This is a genomic window from Actinopolymorpha pittospori (assembly GCF_014873875.1).
GTDB classification, from domain to species: domain Bacteria; phylum Actinomycetota; class Actinomycetes; order Propionibacteriales; family Actinopolymorphaceae; genus Actinopolymorpha; species Actinopolymorpha pittospori.
In genome coordinates, this window is record NZ_JADBEM010000001.1 from 1,403,335 (window position 1) to 1,419,790 (window position 16,456).

The 16,456-nt window shown below is 69.6% G+C and carries 16 protein-coding genes and 3 pseudogenes; 5 read left to right on the forward strand and 14 right to left on the reverse strand.

The window, feature by feature from the left end; all coding sequences use genetic code 11:
* Positions 1-46: 46 nt before the first annotated feature.
* The 8 genes and pseudogenes from HEB94_RS06625 to HEB94_RS06655 form a co-directional block, all read right to left on the reverse strand.
* Positions 47-1,387, reverse strand: coding sequence for an RNA polymerase sigma factor (locus HEB94_RS06625; protein ID WP_192749090.1), 1,341 nt, complete (start codon positions 1,385-1,387; stop codon positions 47-49).
* The gene (locus tag HEB94_RS06630) at positions 1,384-1,737 is read right to left on the reverse strand and encodes a YciI family protein (protein ID WP_192749091.1); all 354 of its coding nucleotides are present in this window, start codon (positions 1,735-1,737) and stop codon (positions 1,384-1,386) included. Before HEB94_RS06630 ends, HEB94_RS06625 begins: the two co-directional genes overlap by 4 nt.
* A 185-nt stretch (positions 1,738-1,922) precedes the next feature.
* Positions 1,923-2,189: a YciI family protein gene (locus tag HEB94_RS50310; RefSeq protein WP_238361446.1), complete on the reverse strand. Its 267-nt coding sequence runs from the start codon at positions 2,187-2,189 to the stop codon at positions 1,923-1,925.
* A 33-nt stretch (positions 2,190-2,222) separates the two neighbouring features.
* Positions 2,223-2,357: pseudogene (locus tag HEB94_RS54395) on the reverse strand (YciI family protein); the annotation flags it as partial.
* A 257-nt stretch (positions 2,358-2,614) separates the two neighbouring features.
* Positions 2,615-2,737, reverse strand: a complete 123-nt coding sequence (gene ykgO / locus HEB94_RS06640) for a type B 50S ribosomal protein L36 (RefSeq protein ID WP_192749092.1) — start codon at positions 2,735-2,737, stop codon at positions 2,615-2,617.
* A 303-nt stretch (positions 2,738-3,040) separates the two neighbouring features.
* The gene (locus HEB94_RS49045; protein ID WP_202896179.1) at positions 3,041-3,241 is read right to left on the reverse strand and encodes a hypothetical protein; all 201 of its coding nucleotides are present in this window, start codon (positions 3,239-3,241) and stop codon (positions 3,041-3,043) included.
* Positions 3,242-3,371: 130 nt separating this feature from the next.
* Complete coding sequence (locus HEB94_RS06650; protein WP_192748806.1) at positions 3,372-4,463, reverse strand: IS110 family RNA-guided transposase; 1,092 nt, start codon at positions 4,461-4,463, stop codon at positions 3,372-3,374.
* Positions 4,464-4,669: 206 nt separating this feature from the next.
* Positions 4,670-5,638, reverse strand: a complete 969-nt coding sequence (locus tag HEB94_RS06655; RefSeq protein ID WP_202896180.1) for an IS110 family transposase — start codon at positions 5,636-5,638, stop codon at positions 4,670-4,672.
* Between the two features lie 271 nt (positions 5,639-5,909).
* On the opposite strand from HEB94_RS06655, the gene HEB94_RS06660 reads away from it, so the two are divergent.
* Together HEB94_RS06660 and HEB94_RS06665 are read left to right on the forward strand one after the other, a co-directional pair.
* Positions 5,910-7,319, forward strand: a complete 1,410-nt coding sequence (locus HEB94_RS06660; protein WP_192749093.1) for a YncE family protein — start codon at positions 5,910-5,912, stop codon at positions 7,317-7,319.
* Positions 7,320-7,488: 169 nt separating this feature from the next.
* Complete coding sequence (locus HEB94_RS06665; protein WP_192749094.1) at positions 7,489-8,910, forward strand: alkaline phosphatase PhoX; 1,422 nt, start codon at positions 7,489-7,491, stop codon at positions 8,908-8,910.
* Between the two features lie 331 nt (positions 8,911-9,241).
* On the opposite strand, the gene HEB94_RS06670 is transcribed toward HEB94_RS06665, so the two are convergent.
* The 4 genes from HEB94_RS06670 to HEB94_RS06685 form a co-directional block, all read right to left on the reverse strand.
* Positions 9,242-9,622 (reverse strand): type II toxin-antitoxin system death-on-curing family toxin, encoded by a 381-nt coding sequence (locus tag HEB94_RS06670; RefSeq protein ID WP_192749095.1) that lies wholly within the window; start codon positions 9,620-9,622, stop codon positions 9,242-9,244.
* The gene (locus HEB94_RS06675; RefSeq protein ID WP_192749096.1) at positions 9,619-9,822 is read right to left on the reverse strand and encodes a DUF6290 family protein; all 204 of its coding nucleotides are present in this window, start codon (positions 9,820-9,822) and stop codon (positions 9,619-9,621) included. Before HEB94_RS06675 ends, HEB94_RS06670 begins: the two co-directional genes overlap by 4 nt.
* 137 nt (positions 9,823-9,959) lie before the next feature.
* The gene (locus tag HEB94_RS06680; RefSeq protein ID WP_192749097.1) at positions 9,960-11,054 is read right to left on the reverse strand and encodes a Gfo/Idh/MocA family oxidoreductase; all 1,095 of its coding nucleotides are present in this window, start codon (positions 11,052-11,054) and stop codon (positions 9,960-9,962) included.
* A 23-nt stretch (positions 11,055-11,077) separates the two neighbouring features.
* Positions 11,078-12,148 (reverse strand): Gfo/Idh/MocA family oxidoreductase, encoded by a 1,071-nt coding sequence (locus HEB94_RS06685; RefSeq protein ID WP_192749098.1) that lies wholly within the window; start codon positions 12,146-12,148, stop codon positions 11,078-11,080.
* A gap of 156 nt (positions 12,149-12,304) precedes the next feature.
* On the opposite strand from HEB94_RS06685, the pseudogene HEB94_RS50315 reads away from it, so the two are divergent.
* The 3 genes and pseudogenes from HEB94_RS50315 to HEB94_RS50320 all read left to right on the forward strand — a co-directional run.
* Positions 12,305-13,042: pseudogene (locus HEB94_RS50315) on the forward strand (GMC family oxidoreductase); the annotation flags it as partial.
* Between the two features lie 77 nt (positions 13,043-13,119).
* A pseudogene (locus HEB94_RS54400) lies at positions 13,120-13,167 on the forward strand (hypothetical protein); the annotation flags it as partial.
* A 228-nt stretch (positions 13,168-13,395) separates the two neighbouring features.
* Positions 13,396-13,890 carry a GMC oxidoreductase gene (locus HEB94_RS50320; RefSeq protein ID WP_238361449.1) on the forward strand — a complete coding sequence of 165 codons (495 nt, stop codon included), beginning with the start codon at positions 13,396-13,398 and terminating at the stop codon, positions 13,888-13,890.
* On the opposite strand, the gene HEB94_RS06695 is transcribed toward HEB94_RS50320, so the two are convergent.
* Both HEB94_RS06695 and HEB94_RS06700 read right to left on the reverse strand, forming a co-directional pair.
* Positions 13,887-14,924: an aldo/keto reductase gene (locus HEB94_RS06695; RefSeq protein WP_192749099.1), complete on the reverse strand. Its 1,038-nt coding sequence runs from the start codon at positions 14,922-14,924 to the stop codon at positions 13,887-13,889. The two genes, HEB94_RS50320 and HEB94_RS06695, sit on opposite strands and share 4 nt — an antisense overlap.
* A gap of 118 nt (positions 14,925-15,042) precedes the next feature.
* Positions 15,043-16,062 carry a metallophosphoesterase gene (locus HEB94_RS06700; RefSeq protein ID WP_337917494.1) on the reverse strand — a complete coding sequence of 340 codons (1,020 nt, stop codon included), beginning with the start codon at positions 16,060-16,062 and terminating at the stop codon, positions 15,043-15,045.
* Between the last annotated feature and the right edge of the window lie 394 nt (positions 16,063-16,456).

The following is a 16,456-nucleotide window of genomic DNA, read 5'->3' on the forward strand; positions in this document are numbered from 1 at the left end:
ACGCGTCTGCTAACGATGCCTTTCCATCCGGTGAACTCGCCCGCCACTACGAAGTGGTCGGGGCCTGGCTCTCGGCGATGCGTTCGGCGAGGAACTCCCGCTCAGCGTCGTTCCTGGTCAGCTCCAACGCCTGCCGGTAGGCGACCGCGGCCTCCTCGCGTCGGTCCAGCTGCCGCAGCAGGTCGGCCTTGACCGCCGGCAGGTACTGGTACCCGGCGAGCTGACCCGCCGCCTCCAGCGCCTCGACCTCCGCCAGCGCCCGCTCCGGCCCGGCGACGCGCGCCAGCGCGACCGTACGGTTCAACGCCACCACCGGAGAGGGCCACACCACCAGCAGCTCGTCGTAGAGGGTCACGATCTGCGGCCAGTCGGTTTCCTCATACGTCGGCGCCTCGGCGTACAGCGCCGCGATCGCCGCCTGCACCACATAGCGGCCCGGCCGCCCGCCGCGCAGCCCGGCCACGATCAGCTCGTGCGCCTCCGCCATCGCCGCGCGATCCCAGCGGGAGCGGTCCTGCTCCTCCAGCCGCAGCAGCCGGCCGCGGTCGTCGACACGGGTCGCTCGCCGAGCGTCGGTGACCAGCAACAACGCGAGCAGCCCCCGTACCTCCCGTTCGTCGGGCATCAGGTCACGCAGCATCCGGGTCAGGTGCAGCGCCTGGTCCACGAGGTCGGTCCGCACCAGCGCGGCACCCGACGGCGCGGTGTGCCCGGTGGTGAACAGCAGATGGATCACGCCGAGCACCGCGCGCAGCCGATCCGGCAACTCCGCCGCTCCCGGCACCCGGTAGGGGATGCGCGTGGCGACGATCTTCTTCTTCGCCCGGGTCATCCGGGCGGCCATCGTCGACTCCGAGACCAGGAACGCCCTCGCGATGTCCGCCGTCGACACCCCGCACACCAGCCGCAGGGTGAGAGCAAGCTGCGCCTCCTGCGCCAGCGCCGGATGGCAGCACAGGAAGATCAGTCGCAGCCGTTCGTCCGGAACGACGTCCTCCCCGGCGTCGATGGCCGCGGCCACGCCCTCCGGGCCCGACCCCGCGGCACCCGACTCGCGACCCGACTCCACACCCGACTGTTCGTCCATGGCGACCTCGTCCACCATCTCCTCGGGCTCCACCAGCAACGGCAGCTTCGAGCGGAACACCTGCTCGCGCCGGATCGCGTCCATCGCGCGCCGCTTGGCCGTGGTGGTGAGCCACGCTTCGGGGTTGTTCGGGATCCCGTCGCGGACCCAGGCCGTCAGCGCGGCGGCGTAGGCCTCCTGGACGCACTCCTCGGCCAGGTCCAGGTCCCGCGCGACACGCGCCGTCGCGGCGAGCACCAGGGCCCAGCCGCGACGGTGCGCGTCCGCGACCGCCGTCTCGACGTCCGTGCGGTCCGTCATCCCTCGCTCGAGCTGACGAAGCCGCTGTGGACGGGCCGTACCTCCACGCCGCCGCCCTGCTGGGTGGCGGGGTTGGTACGGGCGATCGCCAGGGCCGCGTCCAAGTCGGGCGCCTCGATCACGTAGAAGCCCGCGACGACCTCCTTGGCCTCCAGGAACGGACCGTCGGTCACGACGTCGCCGCGGATCGAGGTCGCGGTGTCGACCGGCTGCAGCGCGAACGCCGCGACCATGCTCCCGGACCTCTCGACCTGCTCGGCGTGCCGGTTGTGGAGTTCGAGGTCCTCCGGCGTGGCGTCCGTGCTGTGGGCGGAGTCGCCCGCGTAGATCAGGATCGCGTACTGGGCCATGGTGGCTCTCCGTTCGGTTGGGGTTGTCGCCCTACACCCCTACGTCGGACGGCCGACACGGATTCGACAACACCGGCGCCCCAGATTAGGCGATCAGTTTCAGGGACGGCGATGCCGGATACGTCCCCGTTTGGTGCGGTCCTGCGCTCTCAGGCGCACGCGGAGGGCAGAAAGTGTGGGACACCCTAGGACCGCTGGGCGGGTCTGCCGCCGAAGCGCCATGGATGGACCTCCGTGCGGCTGTCGCGGCCGGCCGGCAACAACGTCGCCGCCGCTTCCCGGTCCGGCGCCTCCACGAGCGCCGCCCGGCCCAGCCGCGCCTCGCCGTCGAGCGCGAGCAGTTCGCCGTACACGATGATGTGTTTCGACCTGACCGGCGCGGGGTCGGACTCGTCCATGGTGATCACCAGGAATCGGCCGTAGCCGTCGACCGCCTCGGTGAAGTCCCACATCGTGTGGCCCAGGACGTTGTGGAAGCGGCACAGCAGGACCGACTCGAAGACGCCGGCGCGGTAGTACGGCTCTTCGTACGCGAACGTGCGGGCGGCGTCCGCGTCTGGAAGGTCGACAATGTGCAGGCTGCCCGTCGACTCTGCCTCCTCGCCATCGCCGGTCAGCGTGGGGCCGCGGGCGACCTACCCATCCATGAACGACCAGTGGTCTTCGCTCAGACTCATCTTGAGCGCGAAAGAGCCGGGGCGGTCGCGGCCGTACACGAACTACTGCACGGTCGTCGAGCCTAGGACGTGTCCTACGGACCGTGCCACCTGCCGGCAGCGAAACGAGAACGGCTCGGCCGGTCCCCAGACAAGGGGTCCGGCCGAGCCGTTCGACGTTCAGCTGCGCGGCGCTACCGCCGGCGCGGAGGTGAGGCGCACTAGCCCTGGCGAGCCTTGAAGCGCGGGTTCTTCTTGTTGAGCACGAACACGTGTCCACGGCGCCGGACGACCTGCGCACCCGGCTTGGCCATCAACGAACGCAGCGAGTTGCGTACCTTCATCGGGTCCGTCCTTCCTCTCACCGGAGCAGGTCCCCTGTCGGGTTCCATGCCCCGCGTCGGGAAGAACACAGTTCCGGGCCGATTTCATTCCCCGCACCAGCACGGCGCCGGGGCGCGCGGACCTACGTCGGATGCCGACCGCGCGTAACGAAACCGGTCCGGGCGCCGATAACCCCCTTAGGCCTTGCGCTGGTGGAGCCGGGAGTCGCTGGCCGGCTCGGGCGTGAGCCAGCGGGGCCCACGGTTCCGCACGGTCGGGATGCGATCGTGCGCGAAGAGAAAGACATCCCTGGAGTTTGAATGTCAAGCCGCAACCGCAGCTTCCTCTGGTTTGGCCGAGCGGTGAGCCCAGGCGGTTTCCTCGTTGTAGAGGGTGCGGGTCTTGAGGCAGCCGTGCAGGATGCCGACGAGCCGGTTGGCGACGTGTCTGCATGCTGCGAAGTGGTCGGTGCCGCGGGCTCGCAGCTCGTCGTAGAGGGCTCGCGCACCGGGCGAGGCGGTCATGGCGGGGACGACCTGGCTGAGCAGGGCGTCGATGAGCCTGTCGTTGTGAACGTAGCGGGCGGCGACGACCTTCTTCTTGCCCGAGGCGCGGGTGATGGGGCTGGTGCCGGCGTAGATGCCCCTATGGATGTCAAGCCGCTGCGGGACTGGCGGTTGTGTCTGGTGTGGACTTGGTGATGATCTGGTGGACTTCGCGGGCGATGTAGCGTTTGAGGCAGCGCAGAACCTCGCGTCGGGTCTTGCCTTCGCTGATGCGGCGTTGCATGTAGTCGCGGGTGGCCGGATCCCAGCGCAGGCGAGACAGGGCGATGCGGTAGAGCGCGGCGTTGGCGTTGCGGTCGCCGCCACGGTTGAGGCGGTGGCGGGTGGTCTGCCCGGAGGACGCCTCGACCGGGCTGACACCGCACAGCGACGCGAAGGATCCCTCGCTGCGCAGCCGTTCGGGGTTGTCGCCGACCGTGATCAGCAGGGTCGCGGCGTTGTCGGGGCCGATGCCGGGCCGGTCCAGCAGCCTGGGTGCTCGGGTTTTGACCGCCTCGGTGATGCGTTGCTCCAGGTCGCTGATCTCGGTGGTCAACGCGAGGATCCGGCGGGCCAGGATGCGCAGCGTGTAGGCCGCGGCGCTGACGACATCGTCGGGCGTGCTGGCCTCCAGCGCTGCGCAGTGCCGGACCAGGGCGGTGTTGCTCAGTCCGGACATCGCCTCCCGCAGAGCCGGGTCGGCGGCGACGAGCACGGCTTTGAGCTGGTTGATCGTCTGGGTGCGAGCCTTGAGGGCGGATGCTTTGGCCAGCTTGAACATCCGCAGCATCTCCACGGGCCCGTCCCCGGTCTTCGCCGCGGCCGTGGCCCGGCCCGACAGCAGCGCGCGGGCGGCCGACTCGGCGTCGATGACGTCGGTCTTGCCCCGCCGGCGGCGGGTGGCCTTGTCAGGCTGATTTACCTCGATCACCTCGACACCCTTGCAGCGCAAGTACCGGGCCAGCGCTGCGCCGTAGGAGCCGGTGCCCTCGATGCCGGCCCGCCGCAGCGTCCCGAAACCACGCGTCCAGGCCACCAGCTCCCGGTAGCCAGCGGTGGTCGCGGGGAACGTCGCGGTGGCCAGCAGCGCACCCAGAAGCGTGACCACCGCCGCGGTGTGCGTGTTCTTGTGTGTATCCACGCCGACGACGACGTCGTCTAGGTTGGTCTCATCCTGGTCGCGCCGCACGGGTTGGGACATGCTGGGCATGGTCGTCTGACTCCTGATCGCCATGGGGACGGAAGGCCACCGCCGGTCCAGGCGTGGGCGGTCAGAACTGTGATGGTGCCCTGTTCACGGCAAGGCCCCTATCGGGACACGCCCCGCCGGTCCGGCGGCCGCACGCACCGCCCCAGGCCGTGGCCGACAGATCTACACGAAGGCATCACGGCCAGTTCTTGCGCGGGTCAGGCCACGGCCTGGGACGACACGCCATGATCCTCACAGTTCTTGCGGGCGCGGGCGTCGGTGTAGCGGTGCTGGTCGTCGCCGAACTCGGCGAGCACCCGGGCACCGAGAATGGGCCCCAGGCCCGGCTGAGACAGGACGATCTCAGCGTCCGGGTGTTGGCCAAAATGTTGCTCCACCTGCCCTTGCAGGGTCTTGATCTGCTCGTTCAGTGTGGCCAGCACGGCAGTGGCAGCGCGGATGGTGGTCGCGTACGCCTGTGCCACCACGGCGGGCTGGCCGAGGTGCTCGGCGCGCAGGGCAGCCTGGATCTTGCCCGCTTTGGTGTCGATGTCGCCGCGTCGACGTGCTCGTTTCAGCGCCGTGCGGATCTGGGTGAGCGTCAGCTTCGCCGCCGACGCGGGGTCTGGTGCCTTGGCCAAAAGTTCCAGCGCATCGGGCGTGGTCAGCTCTTCGAACGCCTCGAGCGCAGCCGGGAAGTAGTCCCGCAGGGCGTGCCGCAGCCGCTGCATGTGCCGGGTCCGCTCCCAGATCATGCTCTTGTGGGCACGAGACACCACCTTGATCGCTGCCGCCTCGGCACTGTCGCCGGCCACCGGGCGCAGCTGGTGGGAATCGGTGCGCACCATGTCGGCCAGCATGTGCGCATCGGCGCCGTCGCTTTTGGCGCCAGACATCCCGTACCGTTCCCGGTACCTGGAAGCCTGCAAGGGATTCACCGCACACACCCGGTACCCGGCAGCGATCAACGCCTGCACCCATGGGCCCTTATCGGTCTCGATCCCGATCACCACCTGCTCGGCGGTCTCGTCGGCGTCTTCACCGAGCTGCTCGCCGATCAGCGCGTGCAGCCGGGCCATCCCGGCCACGCCCTCGGGCAGCCGCGCTCTGGCAAGCCGCCTGCCAGAGGCATCCATCAGCTCGATGTCGTGGTGGTCTTCGGCCCAGTCATCTCCTACGAACAGCAACGCGCCTCCCAGGCTCGATGTTGGTCATGGTCAACATCGGCGGCCGTACGAGAGAACCATCGGCGACCTAATGAACCAGTGCTCACGCCCACCAGGGACAAGCACGACATCCCATCAGCGATCAACTCTCTCGGTCACCGGCGGGGGCACGATCTTTCATCGGAACTCCCACAGGGGTTCAGGAGCAACAAGTGCTCACCCGCCGGCGGCCACCAAACCCGAAGTCTGCCCGAACCCGGGCCGACCCCGTTAACAACCATTAGGTGCACAGATGCGCGCACGGATACTGACGCTAGGAATGGTCAGTGCGATCGCCGCGGTGAGTGTCACCACGTCGGCCTACGGCGCGCCCCCGGCGCCCGCTGCCGACTCCGGTGGGACCACTGCAGCCGCTGCACAGGTCAGTGCCGTCAAGAGTGTCGGTACGCCGCTCCCGGTCGACGACTTCCGCGCGATCGAACTGGACGAGGACCGCGGCCGGCTCTACCTCGCCCAGGGCGTGGGCACCGGACTGCCGCTCGTCGTCACCGATCTCGACGGCCAGTTCCAACAGCGCGTCACCGCGGTCACCGACGTCTCCGACCTCGTGTTGGCCGACGACCATCGCAGGCTCCTGGTGGCACAGGGCTTCAACCGGGTCACCGCTCTTGACGCCGACAGCCTGACGGTCAAGGCCGCCTATCCCGTTCCGTCCGGTGCCTGTCCGTACGTCGTCGAACCCACGGGCGACAAGATCGTCGCCGGATTCCTGGACTGTGGCCTCGGCTCGGGTGGGCTGCTGGTGTGGTCGAGCCCCGATACCCCGCCCACGGTCTACACCGCCGGGCCCAACTACGAGCCGGTCATCGACGCCAGCGCCGGCGCGCCCGGCCTGATCGTCGCCGGCGACACCGGATACTCACCGGTCACCACCTACGTCATCGACGTCACCGGCACCACGCCGCAGATCCGCAGCAGGCGCACCGACACCGGCGAGAACCTGCAGGACTACGCGCTCAGCCCCGACGGCACCGAGGTGGTGGAATCGACCGGCTACCCCTACGAACACCACGCGTACCGGATGCCCGATCTGGCCGACGCCACCGTCTACCCGAGCGGCGCCTACCCGGCGGACGCCGCCTGGTCGGCCGACAGCAGCACCGTCGCGATCGGACGGTCCGACACCAGTTCCTTCGACCCCGACGTCCTGCTCTACAAGAAGGGCAGCACGACCCCGACCTACGCGGTCGACTTCCGCAGCGGCGACAACCTCTGGAAGGGCACGCTCCTGGTGAACCGCGACGGGAGCCGGGCCTGGGCGGTCAGCTACGACGACTACTACCAGGAGCGGTACCTGCTGCACTCCTTCGGCCCGGCGCATCCGCCGAAGGCCCCGGTCACCGATCTCGCGGTCACGGCGGCGACCGGTAGCGGGAAGCAGAAGGGCACCGCCAACCTCACTGTGACGTGGAGCTCGCCCATGTCCGGACCGTCAGGAGCGGGCGGCGACCACTACTGGTGGATCACCGCGTCCACCAACGGCGGACCGGAGAAGGAGTTCGGGCGCGGCCGGATGGACACGACCGGAAAGGCTTCCGCGACCTACGCGCTCCCCAAGGGCACGACCACCTTCACGGTTCATTACCAGGACTTCGAAGGGTGGTACCCGCCCGGCTACGACACCGCGACCCTGACCCGCTGACGTTCGCGCGGCTCGCGACGATCCGGTCGGCGATCCGGAGCGAACAGTGGCCGGGCACTCTCCTGCGACGCGACCACGCTTGGACGCTCAGGGGTCAGCGCGCGTTCAGCTGCAGGACACGTGGGGCGCGCACGATCGGCGGAGATTGTCAACGATCTAAGGAGCACGCATGACCACTCTGGATCCGGCCTCTGAGCAGCCGCAGGGCGTGTCGCGACGGTCTTTCCTGAGCCGCTCGGCGGCCACCGGGCTGGGAATCGCCCTGGTCGGGAGCGTCGACGTTGTTTTCGGCGCCGGTGCGGCGCACGCCGCTCCCGGCGGCAAGGGAGGGCGTCCGCACGTACTCGGGTACGGGCCGCTGATCCAGGACCCAGCCGGACTGCTGTCGCTCCCCGCGGGGTTCAGCTACAAGCTCATCGCCCAGGCGGGCGTCACCCGCCTCGAAAGCGGTGAGCTCACCCCGTCCGACCCCGACGGCACCGCCTCCTTCCCCCGACGCGGCGGCAACGGCAGCGTGCTCGTCAACAACCACGAGATCGACGGCGCGGAGCCCTTCCCGGTCCCGCACCTGAGCGGGCTCGTCTACGACGAGCAGGCCAACGGCGGCACCACCAACATCGAGGTGGACGGCGACGGCAACCGCATCCGGGAGTACGTCAGCCTCGCTGGCACGCACAACAACTGCGCGGGCGGGCAGACACCCTGGGGCACCTGGCTCACCTGTGAGGAAACCGAGGAGATCCTCGGCAAGCCGCACGGCTACGTGTTCGAGGTCGACCCGCACAACCAGGACGCCAACCAGAACCCCAGGCCGATCAAGGCGCTCGGTCGCTACGCCCACGAAGCCGTCGCGGTCGACCCGGACGAGGGCCTGGTCTACCTGACCGAGGACGCCGGCAACCCGAACGGCCTGCTCTACCGCTACACTCCGCCCCGGGCCGCCCTTCCGCTGGGCAAGGGGTCGCTGAAGGAACTCGCAGACGACGCCGGGACGCTCGAGGCGCTGGCGGCCACCACCGAGGACGGCACCCTCGTACCCGACCTATCGGTGGCCACCGAACCGGGCACCACCTATCGCACGACCTGGGTGAACGTCCCCGACCGCGACGCCAAGACGACACCGACCCGCAAGCAGTTCAGTGACACGCAGATCACCCGCAGCCGCAAGCTCGAAGGCATGTGGTGGGCCGACGGCGGAACCTACTTCGTCGCCTCTTTCGCGCGTACGGACGACGGAAGCGCGGTGGCGCACGACGGTCAGGTGTGGTTCCTCGACCCCAGCCGCGGCACCATCGAACTCAAGCTCCGCTTCGCCTACACCCCCGGCGACCAGGACAGCGACCCCGACGGTCCGGACAACATCACGGTCTCCCCGTTCGGCGGCGTGATCCTCGCCGAGGACGGTGAGGGCGCCAGCCACCTCGCCGGCGCCAACGACCGAGGCGAGGCGTTCTTCTTCGCCCGTAACGACCTGAACGACTCCGAGTTCACCGGGCCGAACTTCTCGAGGAACAAGAAGATCCTGTTCGCCAACATCCAAAGCCCTGGCCACGTCTTCGCCATCCAGGGCCCCTTCGTCCACCAGCACTGAGCTCGCAGCACCACCCGCCGAACACCGACATCGCCGGGTTCCTGTCGCTCTGCCCGCGACAGGGACCCGGCGCCACCCTTTCCCGTCGGTGTTACGTCAGGGCCCAGGGCCGGCGGGGTGGTGCGGATCCGCGTCCGGGACTCGACCGCCTCGCGGACCGTCACCCTGTCAGCTGCCGGGGTGACGGTCGTCTGGACCGGGGTCGCCAGGTCGGACAGGTACGTCAGCTTGTCGTCGATCACCTCGCCGCACCCGGGAGTCCGGCAACAACGGCATCCGATCGACGTCAGGTCGATCAGCTGAACGTGAGCGGACGTGGCCGGACCATCCGTCACACCCGAGGTTTGGTGCTCCGTTCGAGTATCGGCGCGATGGCGTCGACCTCGTCGAGGTCGCCGGCAGCGATGGCCATGATCAGGTCGTAGGCCTCGTCGTTGGACAGAGTAAGCCGGTAGCCATTCATCCCGTAGAACGCGATCAGCCCACCCAGCGCCAGGCGCTTGTTACCGTCCACGAGAGCGTGGTTTCGCGCCAGGGAGTGGACGAGCGCGGCTGCCTTCTTGTGCAATGACTGGTAGGCATCCGCGCCGAACACACTTGTCTGCGGACGGGCCAGGGCGGACTCCAGCAGCCCGTAGTCACGCACGTCCCACTGCCCGTGGATAGCCCGTTCGGCCACGTGAAGAAGCTCGGCCAAGGTCAGATAGATCACTGACCGAGCCGCTCCAGCGCCTCGGCGTATCGCGGGAGCTCCTCGTCAAGGACTCGATCGAGCAGGTCGACTCGGCTGTGGGATTCGATGTATTCCCGTACAGCCTGCCGCGCTACGTCCTGCATCGACCGGTGCTCCAATTCGGCGCGCATACGCAGCGCCTCGGCTTCCTCGTCGGTCAGTCGCAGTGTCATAGCCATGGGCACATGGTATCATCGGTGATACCTGGACCGGCTCGATCGCAAGCACAGCGCCTGCAACGGGCGACCGGCGATTCCATCCGGAATGCACGCTTTGACCCGAGCCCACCGACGTTCAACAGGGGTTCCCACAGCCGTCAGTCGTGGGCCCAGGGCTGGCGGGTGGTGCGGATCCGGGTCCCGGTCTCGACCGCCTCGCGGACCGTCAACCCGAGGTAGTGGTCCTGGCAGGCGTCGGCGAGGGAGTACCCGCCTTCCCCACCGGCGATCCGGTCGGCGAGCCGCGACATGCAGGTCGCGATCGCGATCTCCTCGTCGGCGAGCCGGGCCGGCGCGTACGGGTTCGTGAACACCTGACGCTCCCCCGCGTACAGCGTCCGCAGGTGGAAGCCCTCGAGGTCGGCGAGGAGTCCTGTCTGCTGCCGGGTGAACGTCGTCTGGACCGGGGTGCCCGGGTCGGACAGGTACGTCAGCTTGTCGTCGATCACCTCGCCGCGTTCCCCACGGACCAGGATCCGGTTGCCGAGGATCGGGTGGAACCACTGGCCGTCGGTGAAGTCGTACACCGCGAGCTGGTCACCGAAGTCGAGCGTCGCGATCACCTGGCCGAGGTCGACCAGCTCCTCCCGCGTCGGCCAGCCGTCGCGGCCGGGACCGCGCTGGACCCGGTTGGTGAACGCCGTTCCGGCCACCTCCGCGTCGGCGAAGCCCACGCCGAGCAGCCGGCGCAGCACCGCGATCGCGTGGTAGGTCTGGGTCGCGGACAGGTGCGCCGAGGTCACCCGGCCGAGCAGCCCCGAACGACACACCGCGATCCGCGCCGCGTACTCCGGCAGGAACGGGTACTGCTCGGCGACCTCCACGATCGCCGTGTCGCCGACCGCGTCCCACAGGGCCCGCATCCCGGGCAGGTCGGGGGCCGGCGGGGTCTCGCTCAGCACCGGGATACCGCGCCCGGCGAGGTCGACCACCACCTCGGGGTTGGTGGCCCAGGGCAGCGAGGTGACGGCGAAGTCGGGCGCTCCGGCGCCCAGCAGGTCCTCCAGCGAGGCGAACGTCGGCACGTCCCAGCGCTCGCGCAGCTCCTTCGCCCGCTCGGGCCGGCGGGCGACGACCCCGGTGACGGCGAACCGGTCCGGCAACGCCGCCGCGATCCGCAGATAGAACTCCGCCCGCCAACCACTTCCGACCACACCGAACGACGTCTTCGGCGTCGACAGCCCAGCGTCCACAGCGCCTCCTTCGACCATGCTCATCAGGCGCCCAACCTACGGCCGTCGCGCCCGCCACCCTCACCGGGATACGGGGTGCCGGCGTCCCAGTTGCTCGGCTCGGGCGGCTGGAAGTCGGCCAGTGGGAACGTGACCAGGCAGCCGTGCCGGTGCGACAGGTACGCCGCCTCGCACAACTCCAGCGCGCGCAGCGACGCGTCCGCCACGGTGTAGTCGGGCGTTCCCTCGTCGATGTGGCGGGCCAACTCCTCGAGGTGGACCTGGTGCCCGGAGCGGTCCAGCTCCGGCACCGGACCGACCTCGGCCGCTCCGGTTGGGCCGGTGATCCGGTAGCCGTTCTCCCAACCCCAGAACTCGATCACGCCGCCGGTGCCGACCAGCCGGAACAGCGTGTCCTTGCCGGGACGGCTGTGGGCCACGTGGTCGCCGCTGTGCAGGACGACCCGGGCACCGCTGCGGGTCCACCCGTACGTCACGGCCTCGGTCTCCACCCGCATGCCGTCACGGAAGGTGCGGCTGGAGGTGTCGACCGCCGCCAGGACACCGGCGAGCGGGTCGTCACCGATGAGGGTGACGAAGAACTGGAACCAGTGGATGCCGGCGTTGATGATGTCCCAGCCGGCGTTCTCGATCTCGACCAGGCGAAGCTCGCCGATGTCGCCGGCCCGTACCCGCCCCAGCACCTCCAGCGAGGTGGCCCGGGCGACCAGCCCGTGCGGAACGGCGAGCGGCGTCCCACTCTTCACCATGGCGTCCAGGATGCGCCGACCCGCCGCGGCCGTGTCACCGAGCGGCTTCTCGACCAGCATGCCGCGCGGGCGCGTCTCCAGCGCGGCGAGCGCGATCTCCTCGTGCGAGGGCGGATAGGTGGACACGCACACCACGTCGGTCGGCGACTCGGCCAGCAGCTGGCGGTAGTCGGCGTAGGTCCGGACTCCGGGGAACTCCTTCGCGACCGTGTCGCGAATCTCCTGCCGCTGGTCGCACACGGCGACAAGCTCGTAGCGTTCGGAGGCTGCCAGCGCCCTGATGCTGAGCGTGCCTCCCGCGCCACATCCGACCACGGCCGCGGAATACACCGGGCGCTCACTCACCGCGACTCCTCTTCCTTGCAGCTTCATGCAGCAGATTCACCGAGGGATCAGCCTGCCACCACCGGCCCCGCCGTACTGCACCGCGACCACAACCGGCCCCGCGACGCGGCGACGTAGGCTCGCCAGGAACCCGGGAGTACGGCGGGGGCGGTGGAAATGTCTGCGAACATCACGCCCGAGCAGGACATCGACGGCCGCTACTTCGACCACATCGTCGTCGGTGGCGGAGCGGCGGGCTGCGTGGTGGCGGCCCGGCTCAGCGAACGCGGAGACCGCGACGTGCTGCTGCTCGAGGCCGGCGCCCCCGACACCGATCCCGCCATCTTCGCGCCGCGCGGGGTGTCCCAGCTCCAACGCGGCGAGCATGACTGGTGCGACGTGACCGTCCCGCAGCCCGCGCTCGGGGGGCGCGAGGTACCCGTCTCGGCAGGGCGGGTCCTCGGCGGCGGCGGTTCGATCAACTTCCTCGCGTGGTACCGGGGACACCGACTGGACTACGACGGCTGGGCCGCGAACGGCATGCCCGGCTGGAGCTGGTCGGAGGTGCTGCCGCGGTTCCGGCGTAGCGAGGACCACGAGCTCGGGACCTCACCGCTGCACGGCAGCGGCGGGCCGATCCCCGTCACGACGGCGAAGAGCATCCATCCGATGTCGCTGGCGTTCATCGCCGCCGGAGTCGAGGCCGGCCTGCCGTTCAACCGTGACTTCAACGGCGCGGAACTCGAGGGTGTGGGGCTGCTCTCCAGCAACGTCGGCGCCGGCGAGCGGGTCAGTACGGCGCACGGCTACCTGCGCCCGGTGAGGAACCGGCCCCACCTGAGCGTCCACACCCACGCCCTCGTCCAGCGCGTCGTCCTGCACCACGGTGCCGCGCGAGGCGTCGTGTTCACCACCGCCGACGGGCGGGAGGTCAGCGTCCGGGGTCCTCGGTGGTGCTGTGCGCGGGACCATTGCGTACCCCGCAACTCCTCATGCTCTCCGGCATCGGCCCGGCCGGGCACCTGCGGGACCTGGGAGTCGAGGTGGTCTGGGACCTGCCCGGCGTCGGCGCGAACCTGCACGACCACCCCTCGGCGCCCCTTGCCTGGCCGGTCGTCCACGGGACCACCTGGCCGGACGACGACACCCCGGACAACCGGCAGCGCTACGCCGACCAACGGCGCGGTCCGCTGGCGTCGTTCGGTGAGGCGGGCGGGTTCCTGCGCTGCGGCAGGAACGCGCCCGCTCCCGACGTCGAGCTGACCCCGATGCTGATGGACTTCACGGGCGAGACAGGTCCCGGATTCACCTGCCTGGTGACGCTGCTGCGGCCGGAGAGCCGGGGAACCCTGCGGCTGCGCTCCACGGACCCTGCGGCCAGGCCCGTCCTCGATCCGCGTTACCTGGACCGCGAAGCCGACCACCACCTCCTGGTCGAAGGGATGCGCCGAGCCCTCGACCTGTGTGCCGCACCGGTCCTTCGCGCCTACCTCGGGGAGCCCACGACACCGTCACCGGTCAGCGACGACGCGTTGTCCAGCCACCTACGGGACAACCTGATCTCGATGGACCACCCGGCGGGCAGCTGCCGGGCGGGCACCGACGGCGACTCCGTCGTCGACCCGACGCTGAAGGTGCACGGCGTCGACGGCCTGTCCGTCGTGGACTCCTCCGTCATGCCCGCCCTCCCCCGCGGCAACACCCACGCCCCGTCGGTCATGATCGGTGAGCGAGGTGCCGACCTGCTGCTGGGCGACCCCTAGGACAGGCTGCGCCGCCGCAGCCGGGCGTTCTCGATCGCCGGTGGCTGGTAACCCGCGTCGGCCTGGTTGATGGTCGTGCCGGGCGGCACGATCTCGTCGATCCGGTCCAGCACCTCCTGCGACAACGAGATCTTGTCCGAACCCAGCGCCGCCTCCAGGTGCTCGAACGTGCGCGGCCCGATGATGACGGAGCTCACCGCCGGGTGCTCCAGGACGAACGCCAGCGCGAGATGGATGAGGGACAGTCCGGCCTGGTCCGCCAGCTCGGTCAGCGCGTACGTCGCCTCCAGCTTGCGGGCGTTCTCCGGCAGCGCCTGGTCGTGCCGGGCCGGCTGGCGCGCCGCCCGGCTGGAGACCGTGCCGGGCTCCTCGCCCCGCCGGTAACGCCCGGACAGCCAGCCACCCGCGAGCGGGCTCCACGGCAACACCCCGATGCCGTACTGCTCGGCCAGCGGCAACACCTCCCGCTCGACCGCGCGGGCCAGCAGGGAGTACGGCGGCTGCTCGGTCACCGGCCGCTCGCGCTGCCGGCGTTCGGCCACCCACTGCGCCTCGACGATCTGCGACGGCAGGAAGGTGGAGGTGCCGATGTAGCGGATCTTGCCCTGGCGCACCAGGTCGGTGAGGGCGCCGAGGGTCTCGTCCAGATCGGTCTCCGGCTCCGGCCGGTGCACCTGGTAGAGGTCGATCCAGTCCGTCCGGAGGCGACGCAGGCTGTTCTCGACCTCGCGGATGATCCAGCGGCGGGAGTTGCCCGCCTGGTTGGGGTCGTCACCGAGTCGGCCGTGGAACTTCGTCGCCAGGACGACGTCGTCGCGGCGGCCCCCGGCCAGGGCCTTCCCCACGATCTCCTCGGACTCGCCCTGGGAGTAGACGTCGGCGGTGTCGATGAAGTTGATACCCGCGTCGAGCGCCCGATGGATGACGCGGATGCTGTCGTCATGGTCGGGGTTGCCGTAGGCCCCGAACATCATCGTGCCCAGGCACAGCGGGCTCACCTTCACACCGGTTCGGCCCAGGGTGCGGTAGGTCATGCGCGATCCTTCCGTCGAGGCGTGCGAGACGTCCCCAATTGTTCCCCTTCCAGGTGGGAGCTCGCGCGGAGGACGGCGGCTCGACCTCCGTCGGTCACAAAGGCCGAGCCGCCACCGCTCAGTTCTCGAACGGAACCCGGACCCAGCTCAGCACCTGGGGGTCGTGCGGGTCGATGGTCACCTTCAGCCAGTTGTCCACGCCGTCGGAACCGTCCACCGTGACCCGGCTCAGGTTCGGAACGGGGGCGGAAAGGCCGTAGACGGACAGCCACTGCGACCCGGCGGCAAGAGGCTGGTCGGAGTTGTAGGTGTGGGTGTCGCCGTTGAAGATGTAGACCGGGCCGTCGAACGCGTTGGCCTCCTCCGCGAGCGCCTGGATGATCGGCCGGAAGCCGGAGTAGTTGGCGGGGTTCGGGTTGGTCGTCCCCGGGCTGAACATGTCGGCCTGAGTGAGCAGCGCCACGGCCTTGTTCTTGTCCTTTCGCGCCTGCTTGAAGGTGTCCCGAACCAGCTGGACGTCAGCCGCCGTACGGCCCTCGACCTCCGCGCGTTGCTCGGCGGTCGGTGCGGTGTTGCCGGTCCAGGGGGCGAGGCTGTTGTTGCTGCCCACGATGTGCACCGCGGCGAACGCCACGCCGTCGCGGGTGAACCGGACGTTCTCCGGGTAGCCCTGCGCGGCCTGGGAGGTCACGGCGACGCTGTGCTCGCCGAGGGTTCTGCCTGGCCGCGGGAAGAACGTCTGGCGGATCGCCGCGAGGCGCTCGATCGGGTTGTAGGACCCGTTGTTCTCCCGGTGGCAGTCGGTCCACTCGTTGTCGCCCGGGGTGTAGACCATCGGGTCGGCGAACATGTCGAAGTCCGACTTCACCATGGCGAAGTACTCGTCAGTGCACAGGGACCCGCCATCCTTGATGTCGCCCAGGTGGTTGACGATGCGTACGTCACGGTCGGCGTTGATCTGGTCGATGATCGAGGGGAAGTTCTCGATCTGGGCCGCGCCGTAAGGGATGTCGCCGATCACCGCGAAGCTGAAGTCCCGGCCGTGCTGGCCGGCGGCCGATGCCGTACCAGGTGCGGCGTTCACCGCCACCGCGGTTGCCGCTGCCACGCCGAGGGCCACGCTCTGCCACTTCCGCACGTTTCCTCCTGTGTCTTTGGCTTCTGTCGATCGCAGCCAGCCACTGTTCCGGCACGGCGTGAACCGCAGGGGCCTCGGAGAAGGATCATCCGTAAACGACGCGGAACGTCGGGCCTGACTCACCGCTCCGGCGGCGGCCAGGTCTTCCTGGGCGGCGGTCCGAACCACTGCCAGCGGGTGATGTACGCCGGCCGCGTTGGCTTCGGCTGCCTGCCCATGCCCATGCCCAGGCCTTCGCGCACCGCGCCGAGATCGCAACGCGATCGAGACACCGGACGCCAACCGGCTGACCTCGACCCGCGTCCTAGAAGGGAGAAACCGTGCACGCAGGCGCCGCTCGGCGAAGTCGGGATGTCGGGACGCGCGTGGTTGCCAGCGGTCCGCGCAGGGCAGT